This window comes from Clostridium uliginosum (genome assembly GCF_900112485.1).
GTDB classification, from domain to species: Bacteria; Bacillota; Clostridia; order Clostridiales; family Clostridiaceae; genus Clostridium; species Clostridium uliginosum.
In genome coordinates, this window is record NZ_FOMG01000002.1 from 107,234 (window position 1) to 124,654 (window position 17,421).

The window sequence follows — 17,421 nt, forward strand, 5'->3', positions numbered from 1 at the left end:
GTTAATTTTTTCACTTAATATGGTATTTAAGTTTATTACAATTAACTTATACTAATAGAATACTTAAAATAAAAAATAAACACCGTGATATATATCACGATGTTTTAAAATAATCAGAAAGTTTTTGTAAATCAGGTATAAATATTCTTTTGTCCTTATAATAAAATAGCTTTTTATTCTGTAATATTTTTATAGCTCTTGAAACTGTTTCTCTCTGACTTCCTAGCAAATCTGCAAGATATGTAATACTTATATTCATGTCAATCATAGTTCCATCATCACAACTAATTCCATAATCTTTTCCTAGCTTATATATTTTAGCAACAAGCTTCTTTTCTATCTTTATAGAAGATGATGTGTTCTTTAATTGCCTATACATACGTCTAACCTTATTTGATAATGAATCTATAACTGCTTTTGTGAGCTGAAAATCACTTTCCATTATGTCTATGAATGTATCTCTATAAATTTCTAATATTTCAGCCTCTTCAAATACTTCACAATTTATTGATTCTGTAATATCTTCAACTATAACTTCGTTGATTATTTTTCCCTTATCCAGTATAAACAAAACTTTTTTCTGTCCATTTTCGTTAACTTTATACAATGATACAGCTCCACTCATCACTACATAAATCAAATTTATACGTTCCTTGTCTAAAAAAATCATACTTCCTGCCATATATTTTTTTATTTTTCCGTGCTTATATATTAAATAAATAGACTTATCTGATATCTCCGAAAAAATTTTTAATTTCCTAAGTTCTTCTTCTCTATACCCCATACATACTCCTTCTAAAAACATATTCAAAAAATAATATTAATAATCATTCTATCACATTTTAATAATAACTTAAAAAAATAATTTAAAATCATTACCATTATAATTATTGTTTATAGAAAGCTTTTAGGCACAACAAAAAAATAATAGGCCAATATGCTTATCTATTTTGTATCATACTACATCGCATCTTTAGCCTATTACTTTCTTTCATATGTCTAATTTATTTATTTAACGCTTCTAATAATTCTTCTAAATTTAGTCCATGAACCTTAGTAGCATCTTCAATTGTTTCTGCTTGTGAAGATGGACATCCAACACATCCCATTCCAAAGCTCATTAAGATTTGTGGTGCATCTTCCTTTGTTCTTATTACTTCTCCTATTGTTAAATCTTTAGTTATCATATTTAATCTTCTCCTCTACTTTAATCTAATTAATTTTCTTTAACTTATGAATTTAATATATTATTAAATTCATAAGTTAGAAATATTTATCCTATATTTCATAGTATATTACTTAACTACCATTCAATCTGTAACCCATGTTACAATTTATTTTTTATTAATACCTTTTTAACTTAGGCTATGTTTTAATATAGTGTTGATATTGTTACATTTTTGTTCAGTGGGCATTAGAATTGGACTTTTAGAACTCTTAATGAGTATTGTCACATTAGTTGCTTGTCCGAAGCTTGTCTTTGGAGCAAGCTGGAATGGGACTATACTCATTTAGATGTTCTTAAGTGAGAGTCAAAATTTTATATTTTGTTGCTCGAACTTACTCAGCGAATGAATATGAGTCGAGTTTCCTATATTAATTCTTTAGCCCACTGAACAATATCAACACGGTTTTAAAACATAGCCTTAACTTATTGTTTAAAAAATTATACTTTAGGTGTAAATCCACAATATCCTATTTCATCACACCGTCTCTTCATATCCTTCCATATTTCCTTTTCTTTTATAGATTCTATTGCTGTAGGATATAAAATATAATTCTCTTTAAATATGTGATCTCTTAAATTAAAAATTATATATTTTGCTGTGTCATCAACTTTTTCTTTAAACTCATTAAATTCTAATTGAGAAACTTCTTCAGCTGTCTGTTTTAAAAACTTTTTCTTAGCTCTCAAATCATCATGTTCCATTCTCATAATTCTAGTTGGACCAGTGATCTTTCTATCTTCCATCTCAGTAAACAACACTTTTTCTTCTCTTTGGTGGTGATTTTCTGCATCTAATATATTATTTACAACAGTTTTTAATGCTTCAAATTCTTCTAAACTGCTGTTATAGCTTTCTAGTTTTTGAATTTTAGAATTAATTTCTTCGAGTTCGGTTAAAAACTCAAGAATTTTATCATGTTCAGCAATAAGTGTATGCACAACATGACTTGGTTCAATTTTTGTTTTAATTTTATCAAGTTCGCCTTTTAGAACTTCCATGTGAATATCACAAAGATGCCTTAAATCTTGAGGATTCATTCCTTTTTCTATTAAATTTTGTTCTGCAATTGACAGCTCAATAGGATTTATATTTGAAACAATATCTAAAGCCTCTTTTCTTAAAGCTTCCGTTACGCCCACCTGATTTAATTTTTGTAAAACTTCAGTTAATTTTTCTATCTTTCTATTATCCATTTTTAATTCCTCCTTATATAAAACTTGTTTTCAAATGCTACATTTCTATGTCCTAATTCTACTTAACTTTGATTTATAAAAATGTGATTTAAATCAAAGTTAAAAAAGTTTTAAATGAAACCAAAGGATTCTTATAAAGATAGAATCGTTTCTATACTTCTTGTTAGGTAGGATTGCATATAACAAATGATGAAAACATAATATAATAAAAACTACTGTAACAATTGTTACAGTAGTTTTTATTATATTATGCTATGATAGTTTAAATATTAAGTTTAAACATATGTTTGCAAAATAATTTTCCATTTTCTGTTTTAAATATTTTTTTATAAGTGCTTTCTACTGCATTTATTCCAAAATTATCTTCATATAAATTTACAAGAAAATCTGCTTCAACTAAAATTTGATAATCAATATTGTCTATATTGCTATACGTATGATGATGTCCAACTAAAAAGCACACTCTATCAATCACTTTTTCATCATAGCCTAAATTAGTTAATAAATCTTTTGCAAGAGCTGGTCCTTCTTTTTCCTGAAGCTTTCCATTACAATCACCATTATATTTTTCTTCACAAAATCTTATTTATATATCATGAATAACAGCTGCTGTTTCAAGTATATATAATGTATCTTTATCTAAATTTTCTAAGACACCAATTGTCTTAGAAAAATTGTGTACTTTTATAAAGTGTTGAATACGCTTTGGATCTCCTTCATAATATGCAATCATTTCTTTAATCAATTGTTCTATCATCCTTAGTTTCCTCCTCAATTCATATTTATATATAAAATCCATTTTTATTTACATTATAACTATTTTTATGTAAATATACAGTAACGTATGTTACCCTATTATATTATTTAAGCAATTATTTATTTATCTTGCTTTACTTCAATCTTTATACCCATATCTGTATCCCCTTCAGGTCAGTTTTGCCATACATTTATCCGGACTTTTTATATGGTATTATTGAAGGTGAAATCGAAAAAAGGTATGAAAATAGGACTAAGGAAGTTCTATCCTTAATCCTATTATTATTCTATCTTAGCCCTTGATATATGTGCTTTGTCACTAATAATGACTACATGTTTAATTCTCGCTTAATCATCATTTTTTCTTGCTTATATCCACCTACTTCTGCACAGTTTTTTCAATATGACAGATGTCTTATCAAAGTAGCAAGACTTTTTTAGTTGATTATGCTTTGGTAGTAGGTTTCATAGGGACAATATTAATATTCGTATATAAGGAATTAGCTGATTTCTCATCAAGAAGGCGCAAAAATACAGGAGGACAAGGCAAATAAGAGTTAAAACATGAATTAAAGAGGTTTTCTTCATTATAAAGAAAACCTCTTTAATTGTTTAATACATTAAATAAGAATTGGGGCACCAGTTTTATCCACAAGTATTATTGGTCAGTGACATAAATCCAGAAGATTAATAAAATTCAAACAACATTATTTTGAAGTTCTTTTTAAAATCGTACCATCAATGTGTCCTAAAAATAGTGGAATTTTTTCGATATAAACATCACTAGTATCAAGCCCAAACCATTTTGCTGGAGAAACAGTAAATCTTTTTATAAATAATTTAGATCTAAGTATAAACGAATCCCAAAAACCTAGTCCTGATTCATATGAAAGTTGTTCTTGAGTTAAAATAAAACGAAAATCACCAACTTTTCGGTCAGGAAGTGTGGTGTAAGTTCTAGATTGAAGTTTTATTTCTCCACTCTCAACTAATTCAGTTGAAATTTGACGTAAGAAAACATTTAATTTTTGCTCTACTCGGAATCCAAGCTTTAGTCGAACTCTTACAATGTTGGATGTTCCAAAAGTATCTACACTATAATCTGATTGATAAGGTTCATCAGTAACAGAAATATGAACAAACCAGTAAACATCTGCTTTCTTAGGTCTTTTATCAAAGATAGAGTACATTATTGTCCTTTCAATTTGTTTAGGATCGTGAGTACTAGTTAAACATACAAGGTTAGTTGTATATTTAGGGCGATCAGGATCTTGGCATAATCTATTTAGTTGATTTATATGATCTTCAATTAGAACATTATCTAATAATCTCATTTTAATATTGTAGCCTTTGATCCAAATATACATAATAGCTAATATTGCAAAAGCAATTAAGACAGCTACAAATCCTCCATGCGTAAATTTAACAACATTTGCAATCAAGAAAGAAAATTCAAAGCTAGCAAAGAAAATAAGCATAATTAGAGCAATAATAAATGGAGTCTTTTGTTTTAATAAATAGTTAAATAACAGAATAGTCGTCATTAACATAGTAACTGTAATTGCTAGTCCATATGCTGCTTCCATATGTTCTGAATTTTTAAAGTAAAGAACAATTCCAATACAAACAATCCATAAAAATCTATTAACTGCTGGTATATAGAGCTGGCCTTTAGAACTAGATGGATACATAGTATGTAATCTAGGAAATAAGTTCAATTTAATTGCTTCAGATACAAGTGTAAAAGACCCTGAAATTAATGCCTGCGAAGCAATAATTGCAGCTAAAGTTGAAATTATTATACCAAATATCAAAAGACTATTTGGCATCATTTGAAAAAATGGGTTTAAATCTTCCAAATTAAGAAACTTAGGATTGTTCTTGGCTGCCAATATCCAAGCTCCTTGACCAAAATAATTTAATAATAAACATATTTTAACAAAAGGCCAAGTGCGATAAATGTTATTTTTACCAACGTGTCCAAGATCTGAGTAAAGAGCTTCAGCACCTGTTGATGATAAAAATATACTACCAAGGATAAAGAATCCTAATTTATTTTCACTACTAAAAAGAATGCTAATGCCATAGTGCGGTGATAATGCACGTAATAATGTCCAATCATGAGAAATATTAACAATTCCAAAGAATGCTAAACTACAAAACCAAATAAGCATAATTGGACCAAACACTTTCCCAATTAAATCAGTTCCAAAATGTTGAACAAAAAAGAGAATACTTATAATTGTTATTACAATTGTAATAATACTATTTTGATGGCTACCAAAAACCATATTAAACTTTGGAATTAGCTTTAGCCCTTCAATTGCTGAAGTTACAGTTACAGCAGGTGTCAACATTCCATCAGCTAAGAGTGCAGATCCACCAATCATAGCAGGAATAATAAGCCACTTTGCACGATTACGAACTAAAGTGAAAAGAGAAAAAATGCCACCTTCACCCTTATTATCTGCTTTTAAAGTGATAAGAACATATTTTATTGTTGTTAAAATAGTAATTGTCCAAAAAACCAGGGACAAAGTTCCAAGAATAAAATTTTCAGATACATTTTCTAAACCACCATTACCCTTGAGGACTGATTTCATTACATAAAGTGGTGAAGTTCCGATATCTCCATAAACCACACCTAATGTTACTAAAATCCCGCCTAAGGTCAATTTAGAAATATTGTTTTGTTTCATAATTGATTTCATATTTAATCTTCCTTTTCTGCATTTAAAATAGTAATATATAAGTTCTAATTACGCTTATATATTTGAATTAATTTTTTTAAGTTACTCTTTAAACTTGTTATACATTGCAAGTGTATATTATTAATTCAACACATTTATTATTTGCTTATTGTTGAAATAATATTTATCATAACACGGTTAAAAAATAAGTCAATCTAATTTTGACAAAATTAGCAAAATTAGATTATAAATTTTAATAATCTTCATTTTTATTCTTAAATCTACTTTAATATTTCATATTTATTGTTGAAGGCCGTCATTTTCTGACATATAATGTAATTGTGCTTTTGTTATGGTTCCGTTTAAAATTCTAACAAATTATATACACCCATTTCTTTAATATAATAAGAGATTATTTTTCTAAAAGTTTCTAATATCTTATTATTATTTTTGTCCAAATTCACTTCAACAAAAATTCAAAATAGATGAGCTAATTTTCTCAACCTTTTTCTCTTGATTTTTTCATAAGAAAAAAGCCCACAGGCATAGCCTGTAAGCTGTAAAATGAAAATTTTATTCTCATGTCACAAAAAAAATGTCTGATGAAAGTGTTAAGTTATTTGAATTGACAATAAATAAAAAACTTCCGTCATCATAATTCTTAAGGTGTAAGAATGGTGGAAGACGGAAGTTTTTTTATACTTTTATCCTTTATAAATGGCTCTATTTCTTGATTAGTTTCACTACAGTTTCAGCGTGAGGTGTGTTAGGGAACATATCTTTAACTTTAGTTTGTATTATCTCATATCCTCTTTCTGTTAGTGTCTTTAAATCTGTCACTAAAGTCTTAGGATTACATGAAACATATATTATTTCTTTAGCATTAAATTTTATTACATAATCTAATGCTTTTGGATGTACTCCACTTCTTGGCGGATCTAATATTATTATGTCTGGTTTATCTTTAACCGTTTTTATTATTTCCGCTACATCACCAGCTAAGAATTCACAGTTATATAATCCATTAATCTTAGCATTTTCTTTTGCTGCTTCTACAGCTTCTTCTATAAGTTCAATTCCTACAACCTTTTTTGCAGTAGGTGCTACTATTTGACCAATTGTTCCTGTTCCACAATAAAGATCAAATACTACTTTATTTTCTGCACTTCCCATAAAATCTCTAACTATTGAGTAAAGACTTTCTGCACCTTTTGTATTGGTTTGGAAAAATGAAAATGGTGATATATTAAATTTAAGTCCTAACACCGTTTCTTTAATGTAATCTCTTCCATATAGTATGTTAACCTTTTGTGGAATTACTGCATCAGATAATGAATCATTTTCTGTATGAAGTATTGATACTAATTTGCCTTCATAATCTTGATCTTTTAAAAGTTTTACATATTCACTTAAATCAAAATCTATTTGTGTTGTTGTAACTAAATTTACTAATATTTCTCCAGTGTTTTGAGCTTTTCTTATTACTAAATGTCTTAAGTAACCTTCTCTTTTCATTACTCTATAATAAGGTAAATCTTGTTTTCCAAAATAATCTGCAGTTAATTTTATTATTGTTCTATAATCTTCATCAACAATTTTACAATTATCTACAGTCATTATCCCAAAAGATTTAGCTCTCATATGCATTCCTATCGAAAGCTCCCCACCTTTTTCTTCATCTCCAAAGGTGAATTCCATCTTATTTCTATATTCCCATTGATTTGGACTTCCTAATACTCCTAAGTATTCTCCTGTAGGAACATCTGCTTCTTTGAACAAAGCTTTAACTTCTTCACCTAAAAGCTCTAATTGCTTTTCATAAGGCAGTGTTTGAGATGAACAACCACCACATACTCCAAAATGAGGACATTCAGCCTCTATTTCATAATCTGTCCTTTCATCTACACTGAGTAACTTTACTTCGGAATATTCTTTTCTATTTTTCTTAACTCTACCTGTTATTACTTGACCTGGAAAAGTATTTTTTACATATACTATCTTATCTTCCACGTATCCTATTCCTATTGAAGGAAATTGTGACTTTTCTATCTTAACTTTTACTTCGCTTCCTCTTCTCATTAACATACTCCTACAATCTTTAGTCTATATTAAGAATTCTTTTTCCTATGCTCTTTTTTAATCTTGTCTTTTCAACTATTGGTGTATATAAAACGTTAACTAAATAATAAAATATTAATAAAAATGCCAATGGCATTAATACATTGTATCCTATTACCTTTAATATAAAATCAAAAATTACTAATACAATTCCTGAAATTGCAAGTGTTACTATTTGATCAATTGCAGTTGAAAATAACTTTAATAATAATGATGGTTTATAATTAATTTCTTTTTTAATGTCTTCATTAATGCAGTCTTCGTTTTTTACTGTTATAAAATCTTCAACTTCATTATCTGAATTAGTTGATTTTTCTTGTGAGCTTTCATTTTTCATTGTTTCATCGTCTACTTTCTTATCTTGTATTTTGCTTTCATTAATATTGTTTTTGTCTTGATTCAAAATATTGTCCCCCTTAAAATTCTACTTTAAAGTAGTGTTTGGCTTTGTAAAATCATATTTTTTAGTAGCTAATTTATATAATATGTAATCTTTACTTACCGTTATTTCTTCTTTTAATCCATCTATACTATCTTTTATAATAATATCAGATTTTCCTTCTTTTAATCCATCTATTATTTGCTTATTTATTGATGAATAATCTCTTTTTTCTTTACCTGTAAAAGCTGCTATATATTTATTGAAAGATGTTTTTCCTAAATCAAAGTCTTGATTTTTAATAGTATCTTTACTATCAAATTTTAAACTTAATTTTAATTCTATATCACCTGATGATAAATCTTCACCATATATTTTCATTCCAAAATACATACTTTCAATTCTATTTGGTTCTGGATTTTTATTATCAAAATATATTGAATTATCATTTATAGTTTGATCATTTTCTTTTTTTACAGTTTCGTCTTTTGAATATTTTAATTCAAATTCCTTTGTTATATTCTCCATCTTAGTTAAATAACTATTAAAAAAGGATTTAGTTTGATCTAAACTATAATCTTCAGACCATGATCCTTTTAAATTTTCATCGTCACTGCTCTGTTCCGTTTTTCCTTTACTATTATTACTTTGTTCTGTGTTCTGTGTTTCAGAATTACCACATCCTATTAAGGAAGCTGCAATTATTAGACTCATTATTATACCACAAATTCTTTTGGACATTAGAAAATCCCCCTAATTTACAAGTTTTATTTTAATTGAATGTAGTTAAAGATATTATATATTTTTTCTAAAAACCATTGTTCATCTAAATTTTAATTTATCTAAATACTACCTATTTAGAATACCACAATACTAACATATAGTGTATCATTATTATGTTTCAACTATGTGTCAACTTCAAAAATTAAATCAAACATTATAAAGAGTAACTTTTTGTGTTATTATTTTTTTAATTATTAAACTTCTATTTCTTCTTTTAATTTTTCAAACATCTTTTGACCAATTCCTTCTATGTTTTTTAAGTCCTCTATAGAATTAAATCCTCCCTTAATTTGCCTATAATCAATTATCTTTTGTGCTTTTGCATCACCTATTCCATTTAGTTTTTTCAACTCTTCTAATTGTGCAGAATTTATATTTATTTTTCCACTGTTATTTGTTAAATTTCCTTTCACTTGTGGACAATTTATTGCAGTAACCACATCATTTTTATTACTTATATATATTAATTCATGATTTCGAAGTTTTTTAGCTCTATTAATGTTAGAAAGCTCAGCATTTCCTGTAAGCCCTCCAGCCTTTTCTATAAGATCTTTAATAATAGAATCTTCTTCTAATTCATATACATCTGGCTTGTTTACTTCTCCTTTTATCTCTACTACTATTGATTTCTTTTTTAATGTAACTTGTTTTTCTTTAATGTCTTCCATGTTATTTTGCGGTATATTTTCTTCCACAAAAATTTGTTTATCATTATTCTTTTTTAATTCCTTAAATCCACCTTTAAAATATGTAAATGTAGATATTATTAGAAATATTACTAATATTGAAATTATACCTATCTTCTTTTTTTCTTTAAGCACAGCATATTCCCCTCCTTTATATATTACATATACAAAATTTCTTTTCAAATGTCTTATATCAAAATTATTGACATAATATATTACCAATATGCTATTAAATATCTTTTTATAATATTTTTATAGCACAATAATCTTTTTTTTGGTAAAATTGAAATAATAAAAAATATGTAATACATTATGGAGAATATTATGAAAAACATTTTTAAAATATTTAGTGCGCTTTTTTTATGTTTAGTTTTATTTCCGTCTATTAGTGCTAAAGCATTAACAGATCCACCTCAAATAAATGCTGAAGGATCTGTTTTAATGGATGCGTCCACTGGTAAGATCTTATACAGTAAAAATGGTGATAAGGTATTAGAACCAGCCTCAACAACTAAAGTTATGACTGCAATAATAGCTTTAGAAAAATGTAAACTAGATGATGAGGTTACAATAGAAAAAGATTTTACACAAGTTGATGGTACAACTATAGGACTTTTAAAAGGCGATGTAGTAACTGTACATGATTTATTACTAGGACTTCTCTTAGAATCAGGAAATGATGCTGCTGAAGCTTTAGCCTATCATATTTCTTCTTCTCTTGAGGATTTTGCAATACTTATGAATGATAAAGCAAAAGAACTTGGCGCTTTACATACAAATTTTAAAAATCCTAGTGGATTACCTGATCCTGAACATGTAACTACTGCTAATGATTTAGCATTAATAATGAGAGAAGCTATAAAAAATAAAGATTACATTGATATTTCTAATGTAAAATCTTATGAAATTATACCTAAAAATGATTCTTCTAAAAAAATTTGGCTTAATAATAAAAATTATATGATAAACCAGGTATCAAAGTATTATTGTCCTTATGCAATCTCAGGAAAAAATGGATATACTACTAAATCTAATCATACATATACAGCCGCAGCACAAAAAAATGGACATGTATTAGTTGCTTCTTTTCTTAATGCATTAGATAAAAATCAAAATTTTCAAGATATGAAAACTGTTTTTAACTATGGATTTGATAATTTTGTTTTTGTAAATCTATACAAAGAAGGTCAGCAAGTAGATACATATAAAATAAATGATGATCTTACAATTCCTCTTCTTGCTACAAAAGACATAGATTATGTTATTCCAAAGGATGAAACAGAAAATGCAACTACATTTCTTAAGGTCGATGAAAAAGATCTCGATAAAGCTTCTTTTAATACGGGAGATGTGATTTTAAAAGGAACTCTATATTTAAATAATGAAGAATTTTGTTCTATGGATTTAGCTTCTGGTGTTTCAAAAGAATCTAGTCTTAAAGCAAACATAATTTCTCTTAGTAATAAATATAACTTAAAATTAATTATAACTACTACTGCATTAATTATAGGTGCATTAAGTTTATTACGTTACTTTACAAAAAAGAAAAGAAAAAGGAAAAAAAGTAAACATTAGTTTTAGTTCAAAAAATTAGGCTATGTTTTAGAATAGTGTTGATATTGTCACATTAATTGCTTGTCCGAAGCTTGTCTTTGGAGCAAGCTGGAATTGGACAATACTCATTTAGATGTTCTTAAGTGAGAGTCAAAATTTTATATTTTGTTGCTCGAACTTACTCAGTGAATGAATATGAGTCGAGTTTCCTATATTAATTCTTTAGCCCACTGAACAATATGTAACAATATCAACACGGTTTTAAAACATAGCCAAAAATTAAAGATATTGTGTCTGATGAATGAAATAAGGCATTGTAAAAAAACTAAAAATAAGAACTTTAGATATATAATGGAACCTATATGATAGACACTTATAAAAAGAGTCTATTTATATAGGTTCCATTTTTTAATATACTAAGGCACATTCAAAAAAATAATAGACCAGTAAGCTCGTCTATTTGGCCTATTATTTTATTTCATGTGCCTAAAGTCTTTTTATCTTCTCTAATAATTCTTTTATATCTTCTGGTAAATCTGCTCTTAATGAAAGCATTTCACCACATCTTGGAGAGTTAAAATCTAATCCATAAGCGTGAAGAGCTTGTCGTTTTATTAAATCTTCCTCCTCTTCTCCATGTCCATATAAAGTATCACCATAAATAGGATAACCTAAGTGACTTAAATGTACTCTTATTTGATGAGTTCTTCCTGTTTCTAAAAGGCACTCTACTAAATCTCCATGTTCAAAACTTTTAATCACTTTATAATGTGTTATACTTCTTTGTCCTCTTTCATCTACAACTCGCACATTCCCATACTCTAACCCTTCTGGTTTATAGATAGGCAAATCAATAGTCCCTTCTTTTTCTTTTAAATTTCCATGAACTACTGCTAAATATCTTTTTTGTAATTTCTCTTTCATATCCTTAGATAGTGTTCCATGTGAAAATTGATTTTTAGCTATTATAATAAGTCCTGATGTATTCATATCTAGTCTAGAAACCAACCTAACTATACACTTTTGATTAGTTTCTTGAAAATAATTTAATATTCCATTAGCTAGGGTTCCACTTCTATGATTTTTAGTTGGGTGGACTATCATAAATGGTTTTTTATTAATAACTAAAATATCTTCATCTTCATAAACAATGTCTAAATCCATTTTTTCTGGAATTATATCTTGACCTTCATCCTTATCTAAATCGATCTTTATAACATCTCCAGTTTTAACCATATAATTCATTCTCACTACTTGATTATTAACAAATATTCTTTGATCTTTTGATGCACTCCTTATTAATCTTGTAGATAATTCAAGTTTTGCTTTTAGGTACTCTCTTATTTTAATTTTATCTTCCACATCTTTAACTTGTTCTTGTAAAATGCTCATTTACCAAAGTTTCCCCCTTACAACATTATAGGCATTGTAAAATAAATAACTAGTCAGTATTTTTCTATATGTTGAGTTAATTATTTTCCTTCAAATGTCTAAATCTACTCTCCAAAATTTTTAAAGTCTTTACCTAAGATTATGACTATATCATAATCTTTATATTCTGCTTTTTCAGGCTTTTCTTCATGCTTCTCTACATTAAGATCTTCTGTAAGCATTTTTATAATAACTTCATTGTTAGATAATATTACACTATCATCCCTTATTTCAATATTACCAGTGTCAATTCTTCTATATCCAAGATTATTTAATTGTTGCTTTAATCCAGCTGCTAAACCATTAATCTTAGTTGCATTTAATATTTTTACCGTAATATCTTTCTTAGATAAATCTTCTGTACTTCCTCCAGATGATGATAATGAAGTTATTAAATCTTTATTAGAGTTTTTATCAAATACTAAAAAAGATTCACCATTTATAGTCTTTGGAACTCCTTGAGCAGTTTTCATAGTCATATTTTTACTATTTATTCTCATAAACTTAAGTCCATAAGATATAACTCTGCTACCAGGCATATTAGTTTCTATATTATCTCCTAAAGCTTTAATTATACTAGGAATTTTAAATAAAATAGTTGGACTTGTACATTTATCTACTACTTTTGAAATAAATTTTTGTTGATTTTCTATTCTATCCAAATCTCCATTAGCAAGTCCAGATCCATCATTATTTTTTCTCCATCTAAAAAATTCTTCAGCTTTTTTTCCATCTAATTTAACAGTTTCCCCTGCTTTAAAATTAATGTGAAGATTTTGTCCTTCATCATCATATATCATATTTCTTTCTATATTCATATTAATGCCTCCAATAGAATCAATAAATTCTCTAAAAGCATTATAATCTATCTTAACAATATAATTTACATTTATACTGAGTAATTTCTCTACTTCTGTTTTTATTCTTTGCTCTTTCCCAATTGCATAAGCTGCATTTATCTTAAAATTTTTACCATTTACTTCTATTAAAGTGTCTCTTGGAATTGATACTATCTGCATTTTTTTATTATCAGGATTATAATTTAAGACCATTATTGTATCGGTTCTTTTAATAGCAGTGTTTTCAACTTGTGTTGGATCTCCAATATCCATACCAAGCAACAGAATATTTATAGGTTTATTATAGGACACATTTGTAGCTTTAATCATATCATTATTATTTATCTTTCCTAAAAATAAAAATGCAGATCCAACTGAAACTATTATAAATGTTATTACTAATGCTACTAATGCTAAAACTGCATTTTCAATTAAAGTCTTAGAATTGATTTTTTTCATATTAAACTTTTTCCATATTTTTCTATTCTTATTTAACCCACTTCTCCCCATTTTTGTCACCTCTCATAGCAAAAAAATTATTAAATGGCTAAATTTATTTAATAATAATCCTTATTTATAAATAAAAAAGTATTCTTATTTTTTTGAATATTTTTAAAAAAATAATTACTTAATTAAAAAGTAATTTCTAGCTTTAATCGTATTTAAATCAATTAATAGCCCTCTATTTAATAAATCCTTAATACTTTCAGACAAACCATAAAAAACACCCTTATCTAAATTTTCAAATGTAAGTTCTCTTATATGCTCAACACCATCAAAATTTCTATTAGGCTCTATCATATCAGCTATATATATTATCTTTGTTAAAACAGACATATTTTCTTTGCCTGTCGTATGCCATCTTATAGCATCTAAAATTTGTTCATCTTCAATTTTTAGTTTATCCTTTGCTTCTATTGGTGCAATTACACTATGCCAAAGGGTAGAATTATTACTTTCAATTTCTGATAATACAATATTATTTTCTTTTATTAAGTTTTTCATTTCTTCTTCAGGTAAATTCTTAGCTACATCATGGGCAAGTGCTGCAATTTCTGCTTTTTCTTCAGAAATTCCATTTAATTTAGCTAAGGCTTTTGCAGTTTCTACAACGCCTAAAACATGCTTATATCTATTTGGTTTTAAGTTTAACTTAAGATATTTATTTATTTCTTCTATAGATAACAAAAACTACTCCCCCTTATATAATCCCTTTTTCTCAATAAAATCTATAATAGTTTTGGGCATAAAAAAGTCTACTCTCTCTTTGTTCTGTATTCTTTTTCTTATATCCGTTGAAGATATTTCAAGTTCTTTTAAATCTAATATTGTTATATTTCCATTATACTTTTTTTCTATATTTTTTTTTTGATAAATTAAGTCCTCATTTCTAAAACCTCCTCTTGCAAAAACCACAAGAGAACATAATGAAAATATTTTAGAAACCTCTCTCCAATTTTCTATATCCATTAAACAATCTGCACCTGTAATAAAAAACAACTCTTTACCATTATTCTTAAAATGCTCTAAAGTTTTATAGGTAAAACTAAGGCCCTTTTTTTCTATTTCATAATTTGAAATAGAAAATTCATCAAAGGGCTCTAAAGCTAGCTTTACCATTTCATACCTTAAAGAAGCATCCGTAACCCCCTTACCATTTTTATGGGGTGGACTTCCTGCTGGCATAAATATTACTTCATCTAAATTTAATTGTTTTTTAGCCTCATAAGCTATATACAAATGTGCATAATGAATTGGATCAAAGGTTCCTCCTATTATGCCATACCTTTTCATATTCTACTTAGTAGGTAATTCTATTTTTGGTTTTTTTGAGGACTTTTTATATAAAACCATCTTATTTCCTATTGCTTGAACTCCTTCAGCTCTAACTGCTTTACATATTTGGTCTGAAGTTTCTCTTGTATCTAAGCCACTATTTTCTAATACTTTTATTTTTATTAATTCTCTAACTTCTAATGCTTGTGACACTTGTTTTATAAAGTTTTCTTCTATTCCATTTTTACCAACTTGAAAAATAGGACTTATGTCATTAGCTAATCCTCTTAAATATGCTCTTTGTTTTCCTGTTAACATATATTTTTCCTCCTTTAAATTACATAGCATAGTTTTAAACTTATAAACTTATCTTTTTATTAAAAAGTATATATAGTCAAAGCTATGTAATCTATCCATTCATTTATTTTATTGTAATTTATCCCTATAGTAAATATTCAAATTCAAAATTATTTAATCTTACTACATCCTCATCTTTTATGCCCATTTCTCTTAATTCATCCATGATACCCTTGTTCTTTAATACCTTATGGAAGTATCTTAATGAATCTGCATCATGTATATTTACTGCACTTAGTAATCTATCTACAAAAGAACCTTCAATAACATATGTATTATTTTCTTCTCCCTTTTCAATAGCAATAGTGTATGTAAATCTCTTTTCTTCTTGTATATATCTTTCATCTTCTGAAATCTCTAATTCTTTAATTGGAATATTCTTCAACATCCTTGCTGCTTCTTTAATAACTTCATCAACACCGTTTCTCATAGCTGCTGACATCTTAAGTACTATATCAAATCCTAATTCTTGAACCTTTTTCTTGAAATCTTCAAAAACATCATCATCATAAACTAAATCAGTTTTATTAGCTACTACAATTTGAGGTCTATCCCAAAGTTTAACAGAATATTTCTTTAATTCTTCATTAATCTTAACAAAGTCTTCAAAAGGATCTCTTCCTTCAACTCCAGAAAGATCCACTATATGAACTAGCAATCTTGTTCTTTCTATGTGCTTTAAGAATTGTAATCCAAGTCCTACTCCTTCTGCTGCACCTTCAATTATTCCTGGAATATCTGCCATAACAAATGCATCTATTCCTTCAACAGCAACTACTCCTAAATTAGGTTTTATAGTAGTAAAGTGATAGTTAGCTATCTTTGGCTTTGCTTTTGTTGTCATTGATAACAATGTTGATTTACCAACATTAGGAAACCCTAATAAACCAACATCAGCTAATAGCTTTAGTTCTAAAACTACTGACATCTCTTCTCCTGGCATTCCAGGTTCTGCATAATGTGGTGCTTGCCTTGTTGGTGTAGCAAACTTTGCATTACCTTTACCACCTTTTCCGCCTCGTAGTAAAACAAATTCTTGATCTTTATGTGAAAGATCTACAACTATCTTATTACTTACCTCTTCTCTTATAATTGTACCCATAGGAACTCTTATAATAAGGTTTTCTCCTGCTTTACCATAGCACTTAGATCCGCCTCCATTTTCACCAGCTTCTGCTATGAATTTTCTCTTATACTTAAAATCTAATAACGTAGTAATCCCAGTATCAACCTTAAATATGATACTACCACCATCACCACCATCACCACCATTTGGTCCTCCAAGTGGTACATACTTTTCTCTTCTAAATGAAACGGCTCCATCGCCGCCTTTACCTGAGCTTATAAAGACTTTGGATTTATCTATAAACATATAATCACCCTTCTTAACTAAATTCTTTTTTAAATAAATTTTCTAAGCAAAACTCTACCTTGTTATTTTGTTTTATTTCTTAGTATTCCATTTGAATTTATACTTTATTATAACATATTAAAATTTTATCCGATTAACAGTCCAATATGCAATGTATATTTTGTGTTAGAGAACGAGAGAAGCTTAGTTGATAGTTGTACTATCAATGGATTGCATGGATAAAGTATGGTGTGAAATAGACTAGCATATTGACTAGTT

General features: G+C 27.5%; 15 protein-coding genes and 1 pseudogene. 1 reads left to right on the forward strand and 15 read right to left on the reverse strand.

Annotated elements, in window-relative coordinates; all coding sequences use genetic code 11:
* Nucleotides 1–94: 94 nt before the first annotated feature.
* The 9 genes and pseudogenes from BM027_RS01995 to BM027_RS02035 form a co-directional block, all read right to left on the reverse strand.
* Nucleotides 95–784 carry a Crp/Fnr family transcriptional regulator gene (locus BM027_RS01995; RefSeq protein ID WP_090088317.1) on the reverse strand — a complete coding sequence of 230 codons (690 nt, stop codon included), beginning with the start codon at nt 782–784 and terminating at the stop codon, nt 95–97.
* Between the two features lie 220 nt (nt 785–1,004).
* Nucleotides 1,005–1,187, reverse strand: coding sequence for a DUF1858 domain-containing protein (locus BM027_RS02000; protein WP_090088319.1), 183 nt, complete (start codon nt 1,185–1,187; stop codon nt 1,005–1,007).
* Nucleotides 1,188–1,666: 479 nt separating this feature from the next.
* On the reverse strand, nt 1,667–2,422 hold the full coding sequence (locus tag BM027_RS02005) for a DUF438 domain-containing protein (RefSeq protein ID WP_090088321.1): 756 nt from the start codon (nt 2,420–2,422) through the stop codon (nt 1,667–1,669).
* A 262-nt stretch (nt 2,423–2,684) separates the two neighbouring features.
* Nucleotides 2,685–3,179 (reverse strand): annotated as a pseudogene (locus BM027_RS02010) (HD domain-containing protein).
* A gap of 706 nt (nt 3,180–3,885) precedes the next feature.
* The gene (locus BM027_RS02015) at nt 3,886–5,889 is read right to left on the reverse strand and encodes a KUP/HAK/KT family potassium transporter (RefSeq protein ID WP_090088322.1); all 2,004 of its coding nucleotides are present in this window, start codon (nt 5,887–5,889) and stop codon (nt 3,886–3,888) included.
* A gap of 702 nt (nt 5,890–6,591) precedes the next feature.
* A complete protein-coding gene (rlmD, locus tag BM027_RS02020; protein WP_090088324.1) occupies nt 6,592–7,947 on the reverse strand; it encodes a 23S rRNA (uracil(1939)-C(5))-methyltransferase RlmD in 1,356 nt (451 codons plus the stop codon).
* A gap of 19 nt (nt 7,948–7,966) precedes the next feature.
* The gene (locus BM027_RS02025; RefSeq protein ID WP_090088326.1) at nt 7,967–8,389 is read right to left on the reverse strand and encodes an RDD family protein; all 423 of its coding nucleotides are present in this window, start codon (nt 8,387–8,389) and stop codon (nt 7,967–7,969) included.
* Nucleotides 8,390–8,410: 21 nt separating this feature from the next.
* Nucleotides 8,411–9,106, reverse strand: coding sequence for a hypothetical protein (locus tag BM027_RS02030; protein WP_090088328.1), 696 nt, complete (start codon nt 9,104–9,106; stop codon nt 8,411–8,413).
* A gap of 236 nt (nt 9,107–9,342) precedes the next feature.
* Nucleotides 9,343–9,969 carry a ComEA family DNA-binding protein gene (locus BM027_RS02035; protein ID WP_090088329.1) on the reverse strand — a complete coding sequence of 209 codons (627 nt, stop codon included), beginning with the start codon at nt 9,967–9,969 and terminating at the stop codon, nt 9,343–9,345.
* Between the two features lie 189 nt (nt 9,970–10,158).
* Between BM027_RS02035 and BM027_RS02040 the strand changes: the two genes are divergently transcribed.
* Nucleotides 10,159–11,409 (forward strand): D-alanyl-D-alanine carboxypeptidase family protein, encoded by a 1,251-nt coding sequence (locus BM027_RS02040; RefSeq protein WP_090088331.1) that lies wholly within the window; start codon nt 10,159–10,161, stop codon nt 11,407–11,409.
* A gap of 465 nt (nt 11,410–11,874) precedes the next feature.
* Here the strand turns inward: BM027_RS02040 and BM027_RS02045 are convergent, their stop codons facing one another.
* The 6 genes from BM027_RS02045 to obgE form a co-directional block, all read right to left on the reverse strand.
* A complete protein-coding gene (locus BM027_RS02045; protein WP_090088333.1) occupies nt 11,875–12,780 on the reverse strand; it encodes an RluA family pseudouridine synthase in 906 nt (301 codons plus the stop codon).
* A 104-nt stretch (nt 12,781–12,884) separates the two neighbouring features.
* A complete protein-coding gene (locus BM027_RS02050) occupies nt 12,885–14,168 on the reverse strand; it encodes an LCP family protein (RefSeq protein WP_090088335.1) in 1,284 nt (427 codons plus the stop codon).
* 114 nt (nt 14,169–14,282) lie between these two features.
* Nucleotides 14,283–14,846, reverse strand: coding sequence for a bis(5'-nucleosyl)-tetraphosphatase (symmetrical) YqeK (gene yqeK / locus BM027_RS02055; protein WP_090088336.1), 564 nt, complete (start codon nt 14,844–14,846; stop codon nt 14,283–14,285).
* Between the two features lie 3 nt (nt 14,847–14,849).
* The gene (gene nadD, locus BM027_RS02060) at nt 14,850–15,452 is read right to left on the reverse strand and encodes a nicotinate-nucleotide adenylyltransferase (protein WP_090088338.1); all 603 of its coding nucleotides are present in this window, start codon (nt 15,450–15,452) and stop codon (nt 14,850–14,852) included.
* A gap of 3 nt (nt 15,453–15,455) precedes the next feature.
* Nucleotides 15,456–15,752, reverse strand: coding sequence for a ribosome assembly RNA-binding protein YhbY (gene yhbY, locus BM027_RS02065; protein WP_090088339.1), 297 nt, complete (start codon nt 15,750–15,752; stop codon nt 15,456–15,458).
* A 124-nt stretch (nt 15,753–15,876) separates the two neighbouring features.
* The gene (gene obgE / locus BM027_RS02070; protein ID WP_090088340.1) at nt 15,877–17,163 is read right to left on the reverse strand and encodes a GTPase ObgE; all 1,287 of its coding nucleotides are present in this window, start codon (nt 17,161–17,163) and stop codon (nt 15,877–15,879) included.
* Between the last annotated feature and the right edge of the window lie 258 nt (nt 17,164–17,421).

Coding starts and splice junctions, on each gene's coding strand:
- BM027_RS02050 (WP_090088335.1), bottom strand. CDS start 14,168: ATGGGGAGAAGTGGGTTAAATAAGAATAGAAAAATATGGAAAAAGTTT.
- BM027_RS02015 (WP_090088322.1), bottom strand. CDS start 5,889: ATGAAATCAATTATGAAACAAAACAATATTTCTAAATTGACCTTAGGC.
- BM027_RS02005 (WP_090088321.1), bottom strand. CDS start 2,422: ATGGATAATAGAAAGATAGAAAAATTAACTGAAGTTTTACAAAAATTA.
- BM027_RS02000 (WP_090088319.1), bottom strand. CDS start 1,187: ATGATAACTAAAGATTTAACAATAGGAGAAGTAATAAGAACAAAGGAA.
- obgE (WP_090088340.1), bottom strand. CDS start 17,163: ATGTTTATAGATAAATCCAAAGTCTTTATAAGCTCAGGTAAAGGCGGC.
- BM027_RS02045 (WP_090088333.1), bottom strand. CDS start 12,780: ATGAGCATTTTACAAGAACAAGTTAAAGATGTGGAAGATAAAATTAAA.
- yhbY (WP_090088339.1), bottom strand. CDS start 15,752: ATGTTAACAGGAAAACAAAGAGCATATTTAAGAGGATTAGCTAATGAC.
- rlmD (WP_090088324.1), bottom strand. CDS start 7,947: ATGAGAAGAGGAAGCGAAGTAAAAGTTAAGATAGAAAAGTCACAATTT.
- BM027_RS02040 (WP_090088331.1), top strand. CDS start 10,159: ATGAAAAACATTTTTAAAATATTTAGTGCGCTTTTTTTATGTTTAGTT.
- BM027_RS02030 (WP_090088328.1), bottom strand. CDS start 9,106: ATGTCCAAAAGAATTTGTGGTATAATAATGAGTCTAATAATTGCAGCT.
- nadD (WP_090088338.1), bottom strand. CDS start 15,452: ATGAAAAGGTATGGCATAATAGGAGGAACCTTTGATCCAATTCATTAT.
- BM027_RS01995 (WP_090088317.1), bottom strand. CDS start 784: ATGGGGTATAGAGAAGAAGAACTTAGGAAATTAAAAATTTTTTCGGAG.